Below are 14095 nucleotides of genomic sequence, written 5' to 3'. Positions count from 1 at the left end.
ATAGTGATTAAATACATTTAATGGGGTTGGGTATTACCCACCCCACTTCTGGTTTCTACAGTCCACCCTCGGCTGTAGTTCTAGGTTTGGTTTTGGCTTTATTGGCACTACGTTTGAGGGCAGAAAGTCTTGCTTCATATCGCGATCGCTGGCGCTTGCTAGGAGTGTTTTCCACTAAACTTTTTAAGGCACTGCCTAAACTCTTGTAGGCGTTAGGCAAACTATAACCAAAGCGCGTTGCTAGTGCGATCGCCTTTTCGTCAGCATCAATTATTTCTTTGAGTTGTTTGTCCCCATTATTTTTTTGATAAAGCCGCCAGCCGGAAACGCCACACAGGGCTAAAGCTAACACCAGCAGTAATCCATCTTGTACCCATAACTCACCAACAGCACCACCTAAACCAATCGCTAGTGCTGCCATTTCCCAACCATCTTTGGGAATCGTGTCATTTTGAACGCGGGCTACTTCATGCCAGAACAGCAGATTACGCTGATCCATTGCGAGGGCATCCCATTTCACCAGGTCAATTTGAATTTCTACCTGGTCTTTACCAATTTCTTCGCAGCGGATCAGGGGTGGATTGACCTCAGTTGTGCCTTCTACCGTGACCCAACTTTGCAATTCTGGCGGTAGTAAGCCTTTTAGCCGCCGGAGTTCACTCATTTCCGCTTTGGCAGAGGAGGTTGCATAGGATGTCATAAAATCCAGCCCTAAAAAATTTCTGTATATAGTGAGGGTATCACTTTGGAGTATAGCGATTTCAGTGATGATCCGCCTCACTCATTGGAAAAACTTCTCCGCTTTTTTCTATACTAACAAGGCTTTATATTACAGCTATCTACTCGTATTTACGTATCAATGTATTAGTCAATACAATTACAACTGTCGAGTATCCATGAAGTGTAAGCATAAATCAGCTTTAATTTTAGCGATTGCACCTGTTTTAGCCATTTACAGCAAGGGCGGATTTATTTCTTGTCCCCTATTTTAATCAAATTCAAAAGCATGGGCATAATTTTTGACATTTAGAGTGATTAATTCTTCAAGTTATTTAAGGTATCCACCCCTCACCTCACACTTTGATGGTTAGCGCTAGGATGTCTATGTCTTTTTTAAGAGTATAAATATGCCGCAAAATTTTTACGTAAATCCAGCCACAGGTGGTGATAGTAACTCTGGCAGCCAACAAGCGCCGTTTAAAACGATTACAAAAGCTTTAAAGCAAGCCACAATAGGTACTAAAATTCAACTGGCAGATGGTAATTATAATGCTGCCAGTGGTGAAGCTTTTCCCCTAATTGTTGCCACTGGGGTGATAGTGGTGGGTAATGAAGCTAACAAAGGTAGCGGCATTTTAATTGAAGGGAGTGGTAGCTACCTCAGCCGCACTTTTGCAGGTCAAAACGTTACCTTTGTGCTGCTGAATAGCGCTGAACTCCGGGGGGTGACTGTGACTAATTTGGCTAGTCGTGGTAGTGGTGCATGGGTTGAATCGAGTACTCCTACCGTTGCTAATAGCACTTTTACTAATTGTAAGCGTGAGGGAGTTTTTGCAACTGGTGATGCTAATCCAGTGATTCAAGGTAATGTGTTTAGTGAGAATGCGGCTAACGGAATTGCGATCGCTAAAAGTTCCCAAGGTCAAGTTCAAGGTAACATCTGCGTTAAAACCGGTTATGGCATTGCCATTAGTGATGCTGCATCACCCACACTTATAGATAACAAAATTTCCGAAAACCGCTCTGGAATTGTCATTTCTGGAACTGCGCGTCCTGTGCTGCGAAATAATCTCAGTGAGAGAAACACTGACGATGGTGTGACGGTGATTGCCACTGCTTTACCAGATCTCGGCAGTACTAATAACCCAGGTGGTAACATCTTCCGCAATAACGGTAAATTTGATTTGCAAAATGCCAGTTCCAACAAGCTTGTTTCTGTGGGAAATCAAATAGATCCGGCTAAGGTTACCGGAAAAGTAGAGTTTGCAGATAGTTCAGTACCAACACCTATACCAACTCCAACACCAACCCCAACACCAATACCAATACCAACCCCAACACCAACTCCAACACCTATACCAACTCCAACACCTATACCAACTCCAACACCTATACCAACTCCAACAGCCAGCGACTTAACCGATATTAGTAATCATTGGGCAGCTGCGTTTATTCGGGAATTAGTCAAACTGGAGATAATTAAGGGCTTTCCTGATCGGACTTTTAAACCCGATGCGACGATGACAAGGGCGCAATATGCCGCCTTATTGGTAAAAGCTTTCAACCCACCCAGCAAACGCACTGCTATCAAATTTAAGGATGTACCAGATAAATTTTGGGCATTCCAGGTAATTCAACAAGCTTATCAAGGGCAGTTTCTCTCTGGGTTTCCCAATGGTGACTTCCGTCCTAACCAAAACATTCAGCGCGTACAAGTAATTGTCTCCCTAGTGAATGGACTGGGGTTATCTGCGAGTGCTGGAACCGCCAAAAAAGCTTTCGATGACCAAGCAAAAATTCCTGACTATGCCAAGGCTGCGGTAATAACGGCTACTGAAAAGCAGATTATTGTCAATTACCCGACTGCTAAACAACTTAATCCCACCCGCGATGCAACTCGCGGAGAGGTGGCGGCGTTAGTATATCAAGCTTTAGTGAATAGCGATCGCGTAGCGGCAATTAACTCTCCTTATATTGTGACTGTATAAAAGCTATCAGGCTAAAACCTGCAGCTACAGAAACAAAGCCCGCTTGGGCGGGCTGGAAAATAACTAAAAACTGGATTTAATATCATGACTTCAACAATGCAAGGGTTATTATTAAGTGATATAACCAAGCTTGAGTTAAAAGAATTCCCGATTCCAGCAGTAAACCCACATAATGTTTTAGTCAAGGTACAAGCAGTAGGATTATGTGGCTCAGACTTCCATATATTTTCAGGAGAAGCTAATTACAATACAGATAAACGGGGAAGACCTATCTCCCTAGTAGAACAACCGCAGATTCTCGGCCATGAAATTGTTGGGGTGGTTGCAGAGGTTGGAGAAGAGGTTAGAGATTTACAAACAGGCGATCGCGTAGTTTTAGATCAAGGATTAAACTGCTTTAGTAAGAGGAAGAAGCCCCTTTGTGAATACTGCACTACTGGAGATTCACACCAATGTCAGTTTTACACTGAGCATGGTATTACTGGGTTACCGGGAGGTTTGGCTGAATACATTGCACTTCCTGCTGTCAATCTCATCCCCATTAATTCAGACTTAGACCGAGTCGAAGCCGCTTTAACAGAACCACTAGGTTGTGTGATTCATGCTTCAGACAGAGTTAATCGCTCTCGCACTCGTTATGCAATTGGTGCTGAGGAAATTGACCGTCGCGTTAAATCAATTCTGATTTGTGGAGGAGGTCCAGCAGGATTGATGTTTATCCAGTATCTCCGAAATATTCTTCAATATGATGGCTTGCTGTTGGTAAGCGAACCAAACGCATTTAGACGAGATTTAGCTACAGGCTTTGGTGCAGTAGTAATTGATCCATTAGTGGATGATTTAGCTGAAGTGGTAGAAGAGCAAACTAACGGACGACGAGTAGAGTATTTTATTGATGCGTCTGGTGCAGGTTCGGTGTTCAATTCTATTCCTGGCTTAATTCGTAAACAGGCGACAATTTTACTTTATGGCTACGGTCATGCTGGGGCCGATGTAAGTGTACTGAACAACTTACAGTTTATAGAGCCAACTTTGGTCACTGCTACAGGTGCATCAGGCGGTTTTGATTCTCAGGGTAGAACGCTCACATATCAAAAAGCGCTAGATTTGCTCGAATCCAAGCAGATCAATGTTGGGTCGTTAATTACTCACCGTTATGAATCTCTTGTAGATGTCCCTCAGGCTTTTGTCACTGACCATCAAAACCCTGACTATATCAAGGGTGTGGCTTTGCTGTGATTTAAACAAAGGTGAGGAAATGTGCGATGGGCACTCGGCCCGCCGGAGGCGATCGCCATTAATGTTTAGCTCTTTGGTTAGGCTTCTCAGTGGATTGACATCCTCCCATATATCGTCACTGCTTGACCCCTCTCCAAACCTTTCCCCGCAGCGGGGAGAGGCTTAAATATTGGGTTTGATATCACACTAATTCATCAGGATTTATACCCAATTCTTTTAACTTAGCCGCCAAACGTTCGGCCCTTGCTTCTGCTAACTGCGTTTGTTCCCAACCTGTCAGCAGCAAATTACCCTGATTATCCCACCAGCGTAACCAGGGTAATTCAAGATTTTGATAACGACCTTGCCAAACTCCTAACTCGATACCCATCGCTTCAATGGGATAATGTCCGCGTTCATTTATTTTGACCAATGCAATATTGGTGTTGAGGTCATGGAACCTCCTAGTTTTGGGGCGTTATTAAGTAATATGGCATTTTTTCTAGTTTGGCGTGGGGGATGGGGTGTGATCGCTTTTTTATTGATCAAAATTTAAACTTGATCGCTAAGTAGCTGCAAACACTTTCTTTTAAATTAAATTAAGATAGAATAGTGCTGACTATAATTTAAACTATAATTTTGATTATTGATTGGCTGAGTTAATCAATAATTTAGACACGAAATTTTGTATATGAAAATTATCTAGTTTGCTAATGATTATCTCTCATATAATACTAAAAAATTGGCGCAATTTTATCTCAGTGGATGTTAAATTAGGCGACAGAGTTTTTGTGGTCGGGCCTAATGCCTGTGGAAAATCTAACTTTCTTGATGTATTCCGCTTTTTGCGGGATATTGCTAAACCAGGTGGTGGCTTACAAAAAGCTGTCAGTGAGCGTGGGGGTGTATCAAAAATTCGTTGTTTGTCAGCACGAAGATACCCTGTTATTGAGATAGAAGTACATCTTTCAGAATACTCTAATCATGATCCTAAATGGAAGTATGCTATCGGGATCAAACAACAAAAGGGGGGTTCTAATCCACCTATTTTATCTTATGAGCGAGTATGGAAAGACAATGAGCAGATACTCAATAGACCAAACGAGCAAGATGATGAAGATAAACTCAGAAAAACGCAAACACACTTAGAACAAATCAACGCCAATGTTGAATTCAGAGAAATTGCTAAATTCTTTGAATCTGTACTATATCTACACCTGGTTCCCCAGTTACTGCGTTATCCAGATGCATTTTCTGGTTCGGGTATGTCAGAAGATCCTTTTGGGCGAAGTTTTCTTGAGCGTATTACCAAAACTTCTGAAAGAACACGCAAATCTCGATTGACAAAGATTGAAAATACTTTGCGTTCAGTTGTTCCCCAATTGAAACATCTTACTGATATAAAAGACGAGATGGGTGTTCCACATTTAGAAGCAGTATATGAGCATTGGCGTCCTGACGCAGGTAAGCAAAGAGAAGATCAATTTTCCGATGGAACATTGCGTCTAATAGGCTTATTTTGGTCATTACTGGAAACTGACTCACTACTACTTCTTGAGGAGCCAGAGTTATCTTTGAACGCGGCTATAATTAAAAAATTGCCCTCTTTAATGCATCGAATGCAGCGTCAGAAAAAAAGGCAAATAATACTCACTACACATAGTGCAGATTTACTAGAAGATCAGGGAATTGGGAGTGAAGAAATCCTACTTTTAACGCCCAGTCCAGAAGGAACTAAAATTACTCCAGCATCCTCTATTGATAATGTGCAGTATTTGTTAGAAGGAGGTTTAAGTATAGCTGATGCCGTCTTACCATTGACTAAACCATCTGAGATTAATAAATTGGAGCTTCATCTGTAGTGGACTTCATCCCTATTAACTTAGCTGTTGAAGACCCGTTGAGTGAAGCTGTATTGCGGGCAATTTTACACCAATCAAACCGGCCTTACAAAGTAGGTGCTTGCTATTGTAAACAAGGCTCTGGCTATCTTAAAAAGACTATAAATGGATTCAATAATGCTGCTAAAGGAACACCTTATATAGTCTTGACAGACCTTGATAGAATAGAGTGTCCACTAGAACTAATTCAAAAATGGCTACCATCCCCAAAGCATCCTAATCTTTTATTTCGTATCGCTGTCAGAGAAGTTGAAGCATGGCTCTTAGCTCATCGTGAAGCCTTTGCCAACTTCCTGGGAGTACAGGAGATATTGATTCCACAAGATGTTGATGCCATTAATGATCCCAAACAAACACTAATTAATCTTGCAAAAAAATCTAAAAAACGTGTATTGCGTGAGGCTATCGTCCCACAACCTAACAGCACTGCGAAGGTAGGTCGAGACTATAATGGACAGTTGGTTTACTTTGTTGAGCATTTTTGGCAAGTTGAAGTTGCTAAGTCTTTTTCTCCCAGCCTCGAAAGGGCTGTCAATGCCATAGCTATATTTGAACCTGTATTAAATTAAATAATTAGACAAAAATCAAAATGTAAGTAACAATATTTGTATCTAGTAAATAAGTTACCCTTTTTATCTTCCTTCTACCGCTGCATCAAAAATGGCTATTTCTTCAGGAGTTAAATCATTTAATGTACCCGAAACCGCCTCTAGTACCAAAATTTTATCAATTCTCTTTATTAAGTCATAATCTTTAATTTCCCGCATTTCTGCTGGTGAAAACTGCCCAAATAGTTCTACCAACATATTTATCATTTCTAGTTGGTTCAATTTAACTAGATATAAACTATTACCGTGAATCAGCTTTTCTACAAGATGATAGTTAGCTACTTCCTGCATAATTCTCCCTCATTCATCAACCAATTACCCCAATTATAAACAATCCTCCTCAGCGAAACTCCGCGCTTCCCTCCGCGCCCCTTTGCGTTAAAAAAAAAGGGCAGGCCCTTCAGCCCACCCTCAAAAATTAAGAGAAAATTCCGTTGCTATTAACCCAAAACTTTCTTAGCTGTAGCTAACACATTCTCAACAGTGAAGCCAAACTTCTCCATGCAAGTACCACCAGGAGCAGAAGCACCAAAGCGATCAATACTTACAGCTTCGCCTTCAGTACCGATATACTTATGCCAGCCGAAACTGGTACCGGCTTCTACAGATACACGCTTGGTGACAGCTTTAGGTAGAACAGATTCTCTATAAGCTGCATCTTGTGCTTCAAACAAATCCGTTGAAGGCATAGAAACAACACGGACTTTCTTACCTTCAGCGGTCAGTTTCTCAGCTGCGGTGACACAGAGGCTCAATTCTGAACCAGTACCAATGAGGATGATATCTGGTGTACCTTGGGAATCCACCACTATATATCCACCCTTCTTGACGCCTTCAATCGAAGTACCTGCTAAGTTGGGGACATTTTGACGGGTGAACGCCAACAGTGTAGAAGCATGGGCCTTTGACTTCTCAATTGCTACTGTGTAAGCACCAGAGGTTTCGTTTCCATCTGCGGGACGAATCACAGTTAAATCAGGAATAGCTCGCAGGGAAGCTAGGGTTTCAATGGGTTGGTGAGTGGGGCCATCTTCACCTTGACCGATGGAATCGTGGGTCATTACCCAAATAGAGCCGGCTTGGGAAAGGGCGGCTAAACGAATAGCAGCCCGCATATAATCTGTGAAGATCAGGAAGGTAGCGCCGTAGGGAATTAATCCTGAAGTATGGAGTGCCATACCGTTACAGATTGCGCCCATACCGTGTTCCCGCACACCAAAGTGGATATTGCGGTTTTGGTATTGTCCTTTCTGGAAGTCGCCAAAGCCTTTGAGTTCGGTAAGGTTGGAGTGGGTCAAGTCAGCGGAACCACCAATTAACTCAGGTAAAACCGCTGCTAGTTTGTTGAGGCAGTTTTCTGAGTGTTTGCGGGTGGGTAGTGGTTTGTCTTCGGGGGTGTAGGTTGGTAGTACTTTATCCCAACCGTCGGGCAGTTTACCGCTAACATAGCGTTCAAATTCAGCCGCTTCTTGGGGATACTTAGCTTTGTAGTCAGCAAAAGTATTGTTCCAGTCGGTTTCGTAACCTGCACCGCGTTCTACTGCTTTACGTGTGTGGTTGAGGGCATCTTGTGGAATCTCGAAAGGCCCGTATGTCCAACCTAGATTTTGACGAGTCAATGCTGTTTCGTCTGCACCCAAGGCAGCACCGTGAATACCAGCGGTGTTTTGCTTGTTGGGGGAACCGTAACCGATGGTGGTTGTGACCTTAATCATGGTCGGCTTATCGGTGACAGCTTTTGCTGCTTCAATTGCTTTGGAAATTGCTTCTAAATCGGTATTACCATTTTCGACGTGCAGAACGTGCCAACCATAAGCTTCAAACCGCTTGGAAACATCTTCGGTGAATGCTACATCAGTAGAACCATCGATGGAGATGTGGTTGTCGTCGTACAGAGCAATGAGTTTGCCTAATCCCAGGTGTCCCGCGAAAGAAGCAGCTTCACCGGAAATACCTTCCATGTTGCAACCATCACCCAGAATTACATAGGTGTAGTGGTCAACAATTTTAGCGTCGGGTTTGTTGAACTTAGCAGCGAGGTGTGCTTCAGCGATCGCTAAACCAACTCCATTGGCAATTCCTTGACCCAAGGGGCCAGTGGTAACTTCCACGCCTGCTGTTTCAAAGTTTTCTGGGTGTCCGGGCGTTCTAGAACCCCATTGACGGAATTGTTTAATATCTTCGATGGTGACGCTATCGTAACCTGTCAGATACAGCATGGCATACTGCAACATACAGCCGTGTCCAGCAGACAAAACAAAGCGATCGCGATTGAACCACTTGGGATTTTTCGGGTTGTACCGCATAAAGCGATCCCAAAGGACAAAAGCCATTGGAGCCGCGCCCATCGGCAGTCCAGGGTGTCCCGATTTTGACTTTTCTATAGCGTCAACTGCCAAAAAGCGGATCGAGTTAATACAAAGTTCTTCGAGGGATTGGGTTGCAACAGCCATAATCTCTTGTTCTTAACGACGGGTTAGCAATACTCGTAGCTCTCTCTCTTACTGGGGTCATTTTTGATTTCCCCAATATCCTCATCATCCCATTCCCGATTGTTGATGGACAAGCGGGATCTTCTGAGTTTCTGGTGATAAATAAAGCTATTATTTTGGTCATGCTGAACTAAGAGTTCAGCACGTAATGACATTTATGATACTTTCCAAATTCTCCTAAAAGGAGATATGACCAGCAGCAAAATTGGTGATTTTAGAGGTACTTCTTAAAGGCTAGCGTGACATTGTGACCGCCAAACCCAAAAGAATTTGATAGCGCTACCTCTACTTTTTGAGCGCGACTAGAATGGGGCACGTAATCTAGGTCACACACTGCTTCGGGATTTTCTAGATTGATTGTTGGTGGAATTTGATCATTGGCGATCGCCAGTACCGTAGCCACCGCTTCAATGCCTCCAGAACCTCCCAAAAGATGACCTGTCATTGATTTAGTGGAACTAATTGCCAGATGATAGGCAGATTCTCCCAAAGCTTTTTTAATCGCTGCTGTTTCTGTCGAATCATTAGCTGGGGTGCTAGTGCCATGAGCATTGATGTAGCTTACCATTTCTGGTGTTAGTTCCCCATCCTTCAGTGCCAGTTGCATGGCTCTAGCCGCGCCTAAACCACCAGGTACTGGGGAGGTAATATGGTAAGCGTCACAGGTCATACCGTAGCCAACTATTTCAGCATAAATGCGAGCGCCACGACTAATGGCGTGTTGCAGTTCTTCGAGAATTAAAATTCCCCCACCTTCACCCATGACAAATCCATCGCGATCGCGGTCAAAGGGACGGCAAGCATGAGCAGGATCATCATTGCGAGTTGAAAGGGCCCGCGCTGCGGCAAATCCAGCCACAGACAAGGGTGTAACTGCCGCCTCACACCCACCGCAAATCATCACCTGGGCATATCCGCCTTGGATCAGGCGAAAAGCATCTCCTATAGAGTTAGAACCAGCGGCGCAGGCTGTGACAGAACAGGAATTTGGCCCTTTAGCACCAGTGTGAATTGCCGTTAATCCTGCTGCCATGTTGGCGATCATCATCGGAATCATAAATGGACTACAGCGATCAGGCCCACGGTTCATGTAGACTATTTGCTGGTCTTCTAAAACCTTGATCCCGCCAATGCCAGAACCAATAATGACGCCTACCTGGTCTGCATTCAGATCATTGATCACTAACTGTGCATCTGATACAGCCTGTTTTGCGGCCGCAATTCCAAATTGGGCAAACCGATCCGTGCGCTTGGCTTCTTTGCGCTCCATGTAATCATGTGGATCGAAGTTTTTCACTTCACCAGCAATGCGGCAATCATGGCTTGAAGCATCAAAAGCAGTGATGTAGTCAATGCCATTGCGTCCACTCAACAATCCTTCCCAATATTCAGCTGGTGTGTTACCAATAGGTGTAATCGCGCCAACACCAGTTACAACAACGCGGTTACGTTTATAATCTGTCATGACTTAGTTAAAGGTGGCGAGAAAGCTGCAAGCAGAATAATCACGAGTGCTGAGTTCCAAGTCCTGAGTCAAGAGTTTACTGTTTGTTTGATAATTTATGCTTGATGCTTTTCAGAGAAAAGCCTAGCGTCTATAAACTCAGCACTCATGACTAGGCATTTTTTTTAGGCGGATGCGGCAACGTTACTGTTGATGTAATCCACTACCTCTTGAACCGTTAAAATCTTTTCGGCGGCTTCGTCAGGAATTTCGATATCAAACTCTTCTTCCAAAGCCATCACCAGTTCGACAATATCCAGGGAATCAGCCCCTAAATCTTCTGTAAAACTGGCGTTTGGTACAACTTTCTCCACATCAGCGTCTAATTGCTCGACGACGATTTTCTTTACTCTTTCAAAAATATCTGCTTGGCTCATAGATAAAAGTCCTTAATTGAGTTGCTATGAATTGCTCTTTATGGCGATGTTGTTTTGAGCATATACATCTTATCGGAAAGGGTGATCGTCCGTATATGCCCCAGCCCCAAAAGAAGCTTGGCGCTGTTTGCTATTCTGAAAGCCAGATGGAACCAAGCAAAGCCGAATTTGGGCAAAGAACCCGCATATCAGTTTTTTACCCCTATTTCTCAGACAAATGGGGCAACATACGCACCATCACATCCAGCGGGGCGTTCGCAGAGCGTCTCGGAGAGAAGCCCATCGCCTCATCAAGTCCGCAAGAGCGCTATCGCACAATAATGCTTACTATTCTCCAACATATCTCAATTTAGTTTTCACAACTTTGCTAATAAAATCAACAGATTCTATGGCTACCTTTAGTCCAAACCGCATTTAAAATTCTTAAAAGCATTATCCTCTCAGAATTTAAATTCAAAAAAAACGACATCAGCCACACAAAGTAAGGGTTCCACCCTAATTTGGCTTTAATTAGCATCTTCTGATCGGTGGAGCCAATTTAACAAATGGTGTTAAAACAGTTATGGTCAGGGCAGTTGCCCTACCCAAATATATTTCTATGCTATCTCAGACACTAAAATACGCTTACTTCCCCGGCTGTGTAGCTCAAGGTGCTTGCCGGGAGCTTTATCTATCAACTCAAGCCCTCACCCAAGCCTTGGGCATTCAATTAGTTGAACTGAAAAAAGCTGCTTGCTGTGGTTCAGGTACATTTAAAGAAGATTCCCAACTGTTGGAAGATACGGTTAACGCCAGGAATATTGCCTTAGCAGAGGAATTAAATCTGCCCCTACTCACCCATTGCAGCACTTGTCAGGGTGTTATCGGTCATGTTGATGAACGGCTCAAAGCATGCCAGTCAAGCAACCCAGCCTACATTGAACAGGTTAATGGCTTGCTGCAAAAAGAAAGCTGTGCCCCTTATCGCGGCAGTACTGAGGTTAAACATCTCCTCTATGCTCTAGTGACAGATTACGGTTTAGAGGAAATCACCAAACGTGTTACTTTAAAGTTGAGTGGATTAAAATGTGCGGCTTTTTATGGCTGCTATCTCCTCCGCGCCCAAAAGTCTATGCCCTATGACGACCCTTTCCAGCCGGAAGCAATGGAAAATGTGTTTCGGGCAGTGGGTGCAACACCAATTTATTACCGTGGACGGACTCAATGTTGCGGTTGGCCTCTATCTAGTTATGCCACTACCCAATCTTTTAAAATGGCTGGGATGCATATTCAAGAAGCCTTGGCACATGATGCTGATTGTATTGTTACCCCTTGTCCTCTGTGCCATCTCAATTTAGATTCTCGTCAACCAGAGGTAGAAAAGGTGATTGGTCAAAAGCTAGGTTTGCCAGTGTTGCATTTACCTCAGTTAATTGCTTTGGCTTTGGGGGTTAGCCCGAAAGAATTGGGTTTAGAACGCCACATCGTTTCTACAAAGCCTGTGTTAGAAAAGTTAGGATTTTAGTTGTTGCGTCGTCAACCAATAAATTAGGGTGCAACACTGAAAGTTAGCCAGGGATAACCCCGATGGGGCGGACTACAACGCCCCTGTCTCTGGGCTAAATGTTGTTGGGATGACTTTCTGGTAAGGATGCTTTGAGTTTCCTACGTCTCAACCAAAACCCCATCACACCAGCAACTGCTGTACCCCCCAGGGTAAAAGGTTCGGGAACTGAATTTGAAGTAACATTGAATCTGCCTATCGGAGTATATTTATCAGCGTATAACTCGTAATATCCATAAGTAGGAACGCCAAACCGTAATTCTTGCCGTAGTGTTAAGTCGCTGTTGACAAATAAAGATAAGCTTTCATATCCTATACCATTGGCAAGTATTACTTCCTTGGAAGACGCGAGAATAAATCCCTCATCTCTACGGGAAAAGTTTGTTACAGTTGCGCCTGAAGAGTTCTGTAAAATCACATTCCAATTTGTCACCCTCGGATCTGAGTCATACGGCTCAGTAGGAAGTTGATCCAGATCCAGTGTGTAGTATCCAACAAAAGTACCATATTCCAACTTAGGATCATAAAAACCTTCACGGTATTCACGTGGAATCAAGTTTATCCCAAAAGTTCCAGCAATATTGATTGTTTTTATATTTGCAGCACTACTTCTGGCAGTTCCCATAGCAGCAAACATGGCGAGGCTGAGTGCTGTTATGGCTATAGGCTGAGATAGGCGTTTCCAAGATGTTAACATGGTGTATTTTGAAACAAAGTAGACGCTTCTTTTATACTCGCAAAAAAGCAGTAGTTATGGGTAGTCTTCATGAAGAAAACACATGACTAATATTTGGCTGAGGGCTAAAAACAGAAACCCTGTTTCGACAAAGCCTGTGTTAGAAAAGTTAGGATTTTAGTTGTTGCGTCGTCAACCAATAAATTAGGGTGCAACACTGAAAGTTAGCCAGGGATAACCCCGACGGGGCGGACTACAACGCCCCTGTCTCTAGGCTAAATGTTGTTGGGATTACTTTCTGGTAAGGATGCTTTGAGTTTTCTACGTCTCAACCAAAACCCCATCACACCAGCAACTGCTGTACCCCCCAGGGTAAAAGGTTCGGGAACTGAAACTGAAGTAACATTGAATGAGTCTATCGAAGTAACATTGAATAAGCCTCGCGTAATATATCTATCGAGGTTTATCCGGAGCAATCCATAACTAGGAACGCCATACTGTACTTCTTGGCGTGGTGTTAAGTCGCTGTTTACAAATAAATCAAAGAATATATTTGCTCCACCATCGAAAAAGCTTACTCCTTGTAAAGACGCGCTCATAAACTCGCCATCTCCTGTGAGAAAACTTTCTACAATCACACCTGAAGAGTCTCGTAAAATCATCTCCCCTCTTGCCACCTGATTGTCATCATAGGGGTCATTAGGAAGTTTATCCGGATCCACTGTGTAGTATCCAGCAAAGGTAGTATACAGATTAGGAGGAATCAAAAATTCAGGGTAATCAGGTAGTTCCACAATTAAGTTTGGCCCAAAAGTTCCAGCAATATTGATTGTCGTTATAGTTGCAGCGCTAGTTCTGGCAGTTCCCATAGCAGCAAGTATGGTGAGACTGAGTGCTGTTATGGCTATAGGCTGAGTTCAGCGTTTCCAGGATGTTAACATGGTGTATTTTAAAAGGTTCTACCGCTTCCTTTATGCAAAATTAATACTAAAATGCCAGTTTAATAGACTTCGTAACCTAAAATTGCTAAAGTTACGAAAACCGTATCCTAAGCGTTTTATTAGCTTC

The 14095-nt window shown here is 43.2% G+C and carries 13 protein-coding genes and 1 pseudogene; 5 read left to right on the top strand and 9 right to left on the bottom strand.

Annotated elements, in window-relative coordinates:
- Positions 1-55: 55 nt before the first annotated feature.
- A complete protein-coding gene (locus tag H6G32_RS22955) occupies positions 56-700 on the bottom strand; it encodes a DUF3318 domain-containing protein (RefSeq protein ID WP_190462499.1) in 645 nt (214 codons plus the stop codon).
- 427 nt (positions 701-1127) lie between these two features.
- On the opposite strand from H6G32_RS22955, the gene H6G32_RS22950 reads away from it, so the two are divergent.
- Together H6G32_RS22950 and H6G32_RS22945 are read left to right on the top strand one after the other, a co-directional pair.
- Complete coding sequence (locus H6G32_RS22950) at positions 1128-2708, top strand: DUF1565 domain-containing protein (protein WP_190462497.1); 1581 nt, start codon at positions 1128-1130, stop codon at positions 2706-2708.
- 84 nt (positions 2709-2792) lie between these two features.
- Positions 2793-3947 carry a zinc-dependent alcohol dehydrogenase gene (locus tag H6G32_RS22945; protein ID WP_190462495.1) on the top strand — a complete coding sequence of 385 codons (1155 nt, stop codon included), beginning with the start codon at positions 2793-2795 and terminating at the stop codon, positions 3945-3947.
- 181 nt (positions 3948-4128) lie between these two features.
- On the opposite strand, the pseudogene H6G32_RS22940 reads toward H6G32_RS22945, so the two are convergent.
- Positions 4129-4359: pseudogene (locus H6G32_RS22940) on the bottom strand (Uma2 family endonuclease); the annotation flags it as partial.
- 328 nt (positions 4360-4687) lie between these two features.
- Between H6G32_RS22940 and H6G32_RS22935 the strand changes: the two are divergent.
- Positions 4688-5788, top strand: a complete 1101-nt coding sequence (locus H6G32_RS22935; RefSeq protein ID WP_309232626.1) for an AAA family ATPase — start codon at positions 4688-4690, stop codon at positions 5786-5788.
- Positions 5788-6396 (top strand): hypothetical protein, encoded by a 609-nt coding sequence (locus H6G32_RS22930; protein ID WP_190462490.1) that lies wholly within the window; start codon positions 5788-5790, stop codon positions 6394-6396. The genes H6G32_RS22935 and H6G32_RS22930 overlap by 1 nt, the downstream gene beginning before the upstream one ends.
- A 63-nt stretch (positions 6397-6459) precedes the next feature.
- Here H6G32_RS22930 and H6G32_RS22925 read toward each other — a convergent pair whose 3' ends face one another.
- From H6G32_RS22925 to acpP, 5 genes are all read right to left on the bottom strand, one after another.
- Positions 6460-6726: a hypothetical protein gene (locus H6G32_RS22925; protein WP_190462488.1), complete on the bottom strand. Its 267-nt coding sequence runs from the start codon at positions 6724-6726 to the stop codon at positions 6460-6462.
- Between the two features lie 149 nt (positions 6727-6875).
- Entirely contained in the window at positions 6876-8888 is a 2013-nt protein-coding gene (gene tkt / locus H6G32_RS22920) for a transketolase (protein WP_190462486.1), read from the bottom strand.
- 23 nt (positions 8889-8911) lie between these two features.
- Complete coding sequence (locus H6G32_RS22915; protein ID WP_190462483.1) at positions 8912-9082, bottom strand: hypothetical protein; 171 nt, start codon at positions 9080-9082, stop codon at positions 8912-8914.
- A gap of 59 nt (positions 9083-9141) precedes the next feature.
- Positions 9142-10392 carry a beta-ketoacyl-ACP synthase II gene (gene fabF, locus H6G32_RS22910; RefSeq protein ID WP_190462481.1) on the bottom strand — a complete coding sequence of 417 codons (1251 nt, stop codon included), beginning with the start codon at positions 10390-10392 and terminating at the stop codon, positions 9142-9144.
- Positions 10393-10556: 164 nt separating this feature from the next.
- Positions 10557-10808 carry an acyl carrier protein gene (gene acpP / locus H6G32_RS22905; protein WP_190462480.1) on the bottom strand — a complete coding sequence of 84 codons (252 nt, stop codon included), beginning with the start codon at positions 10806-10808 and terminating at the stop codon, positions 10557-10559.
- 598 nt (positions 10809-11406) lie between these two features.
- On the opposite strand from acpP, the gene H6G32_RS22900 reads away from it, so the two are divergent.
- Complete coding sequence (locus tag H6G32_RS22900; RefSeq protein WP_190462536.1) at positions 11407-12312, top strand: CoB--CoM heterodisulfide reductase iron-sulfur subunit B family protein; 906 nt, start codon at positions 11407-11409, stop codon at positions 12310-12312.
- Between the two features lie 94 nt (positions 12313-12406).
- Here H6G32_RS22900 and H6G32_RS22895 read toward each other — a convergent pair whose 3' ends face one another.
- Complete coding sequence (locus tag H6G32_RS22895; protein ID WP_190462478.1) at positions 12407-13048, bottom strand: PEP-CTERM sorting domain-containing protein; 642 nt, start codon at positions 13046-13048, stop codon at positions 12407-12409.
- 254 nt (positions 13049-13302) lie between these two features.
- Complete coding sequence (locus tag H6G32_RS22890) at positions 13303-13896, bottom strand: PEP-CTERM sorting domain-containing protein (protein ID WP_190462475.1); 594 nt, start codon at positions 13894-13896, stop codon at positions 13303-13305.
- Between the last annotated feature and the right edge of the window lie 199 nt (positions 13897-14095).

The organism is Cylindrospermum sp. FACHB-282 (assembly GCF_014697195.1).
Taxonomy (GTDB): domain Bacteria; phylum Cyanobacteriota; class Cyanobacteriia; order Cyanobacteriales; family Nostocaceae; genus Cylindrospermum.
The sequence above is the reverse complement of the archived record's forward strand: the minus strand, read 5'-3'. Positions and strand labels throughout refer to the sequence as shown.

Excerpts from the sequence above, each read along its gene's own strand:
- H6G32_RS22950 (WP_190462497.1), top strand. The coding sequence starts at position 1,128 with ATGCCGCAAAATTTTTACGTAAATCCAGCCACAGGTGGTGATAGTAAC.
- tkt (WP_190462486.1), bottom strand. The coding sequence starts at position 8,888 with ATGGCTGTTGCAACCCAATCCCTCGAAGAACTTTGTATTAACTCGATC.
- acpP (WP_190462480.1), bottom strand. The coding sequence starts at position 10,808 with ATGAGCCAAGCAGATATTTTTGAAAGAGTAAAGAAAATCGTCGTCGAG.
- H6G32_RS22900 (WP_190462536.1), top strand. The coding sequence starts at position 11,407 with ATGCTATCTCAGACACTAAAATACGCTTACTTCCCCGGCTGTGTAGCT.
- H6G32_RS22955 (WP_190462499.1), bottom strand. The coding sequence starts at position 700 with ATGACATCCTATGCAACCTCCTCTGCCAAAGCGGAAATGAGTGAACTC.
- H6G32_RS22925 (WP_190462488.1), bottom strand. The coding sequence starts at position 6,726 with ATGCAGGAAGTAGCTAACTATCATCTTGTAGAAAAGCTGATTCACGGT.
- H6G32_RS22890 (WP_190462475.1), bottom strand. The coding sequence starts at position 13,896 with ATGGGAACTGCCAGAACTAGCGCTGCAACTATAACGACAATCAATATT.
- H6G32_RS22945 (WP_190462495.1), top strand. The coding sequence starts at position 2,793 with ATGACTTCAACAATGCAAGGGTTATTATTAAGTGATATAACCAAGCTT.
- fabF (WP_190462481.1), bottom strand. The coding sequence starts at position 10,392 with ATGACAGATTATAAACGTAACCGCGTTGTTGTAACTGGTGTTGGCGCG.
- H6G32_RS22915 (WP_190462483.1), bottom strand. The coding sequence starts at position 9,082 with ATGTCATTACGTGCTGAACTCTTAGTTCAGCATGACCAAAATAATAGC.
- H6G32_RS22895 (WP_190462478.1), bottom strand. The coding sequence starts at position 13,048 with ATGTTAACATCTTGGAAACGCCTATCTCAGCCTATAGCCATAACAGCA.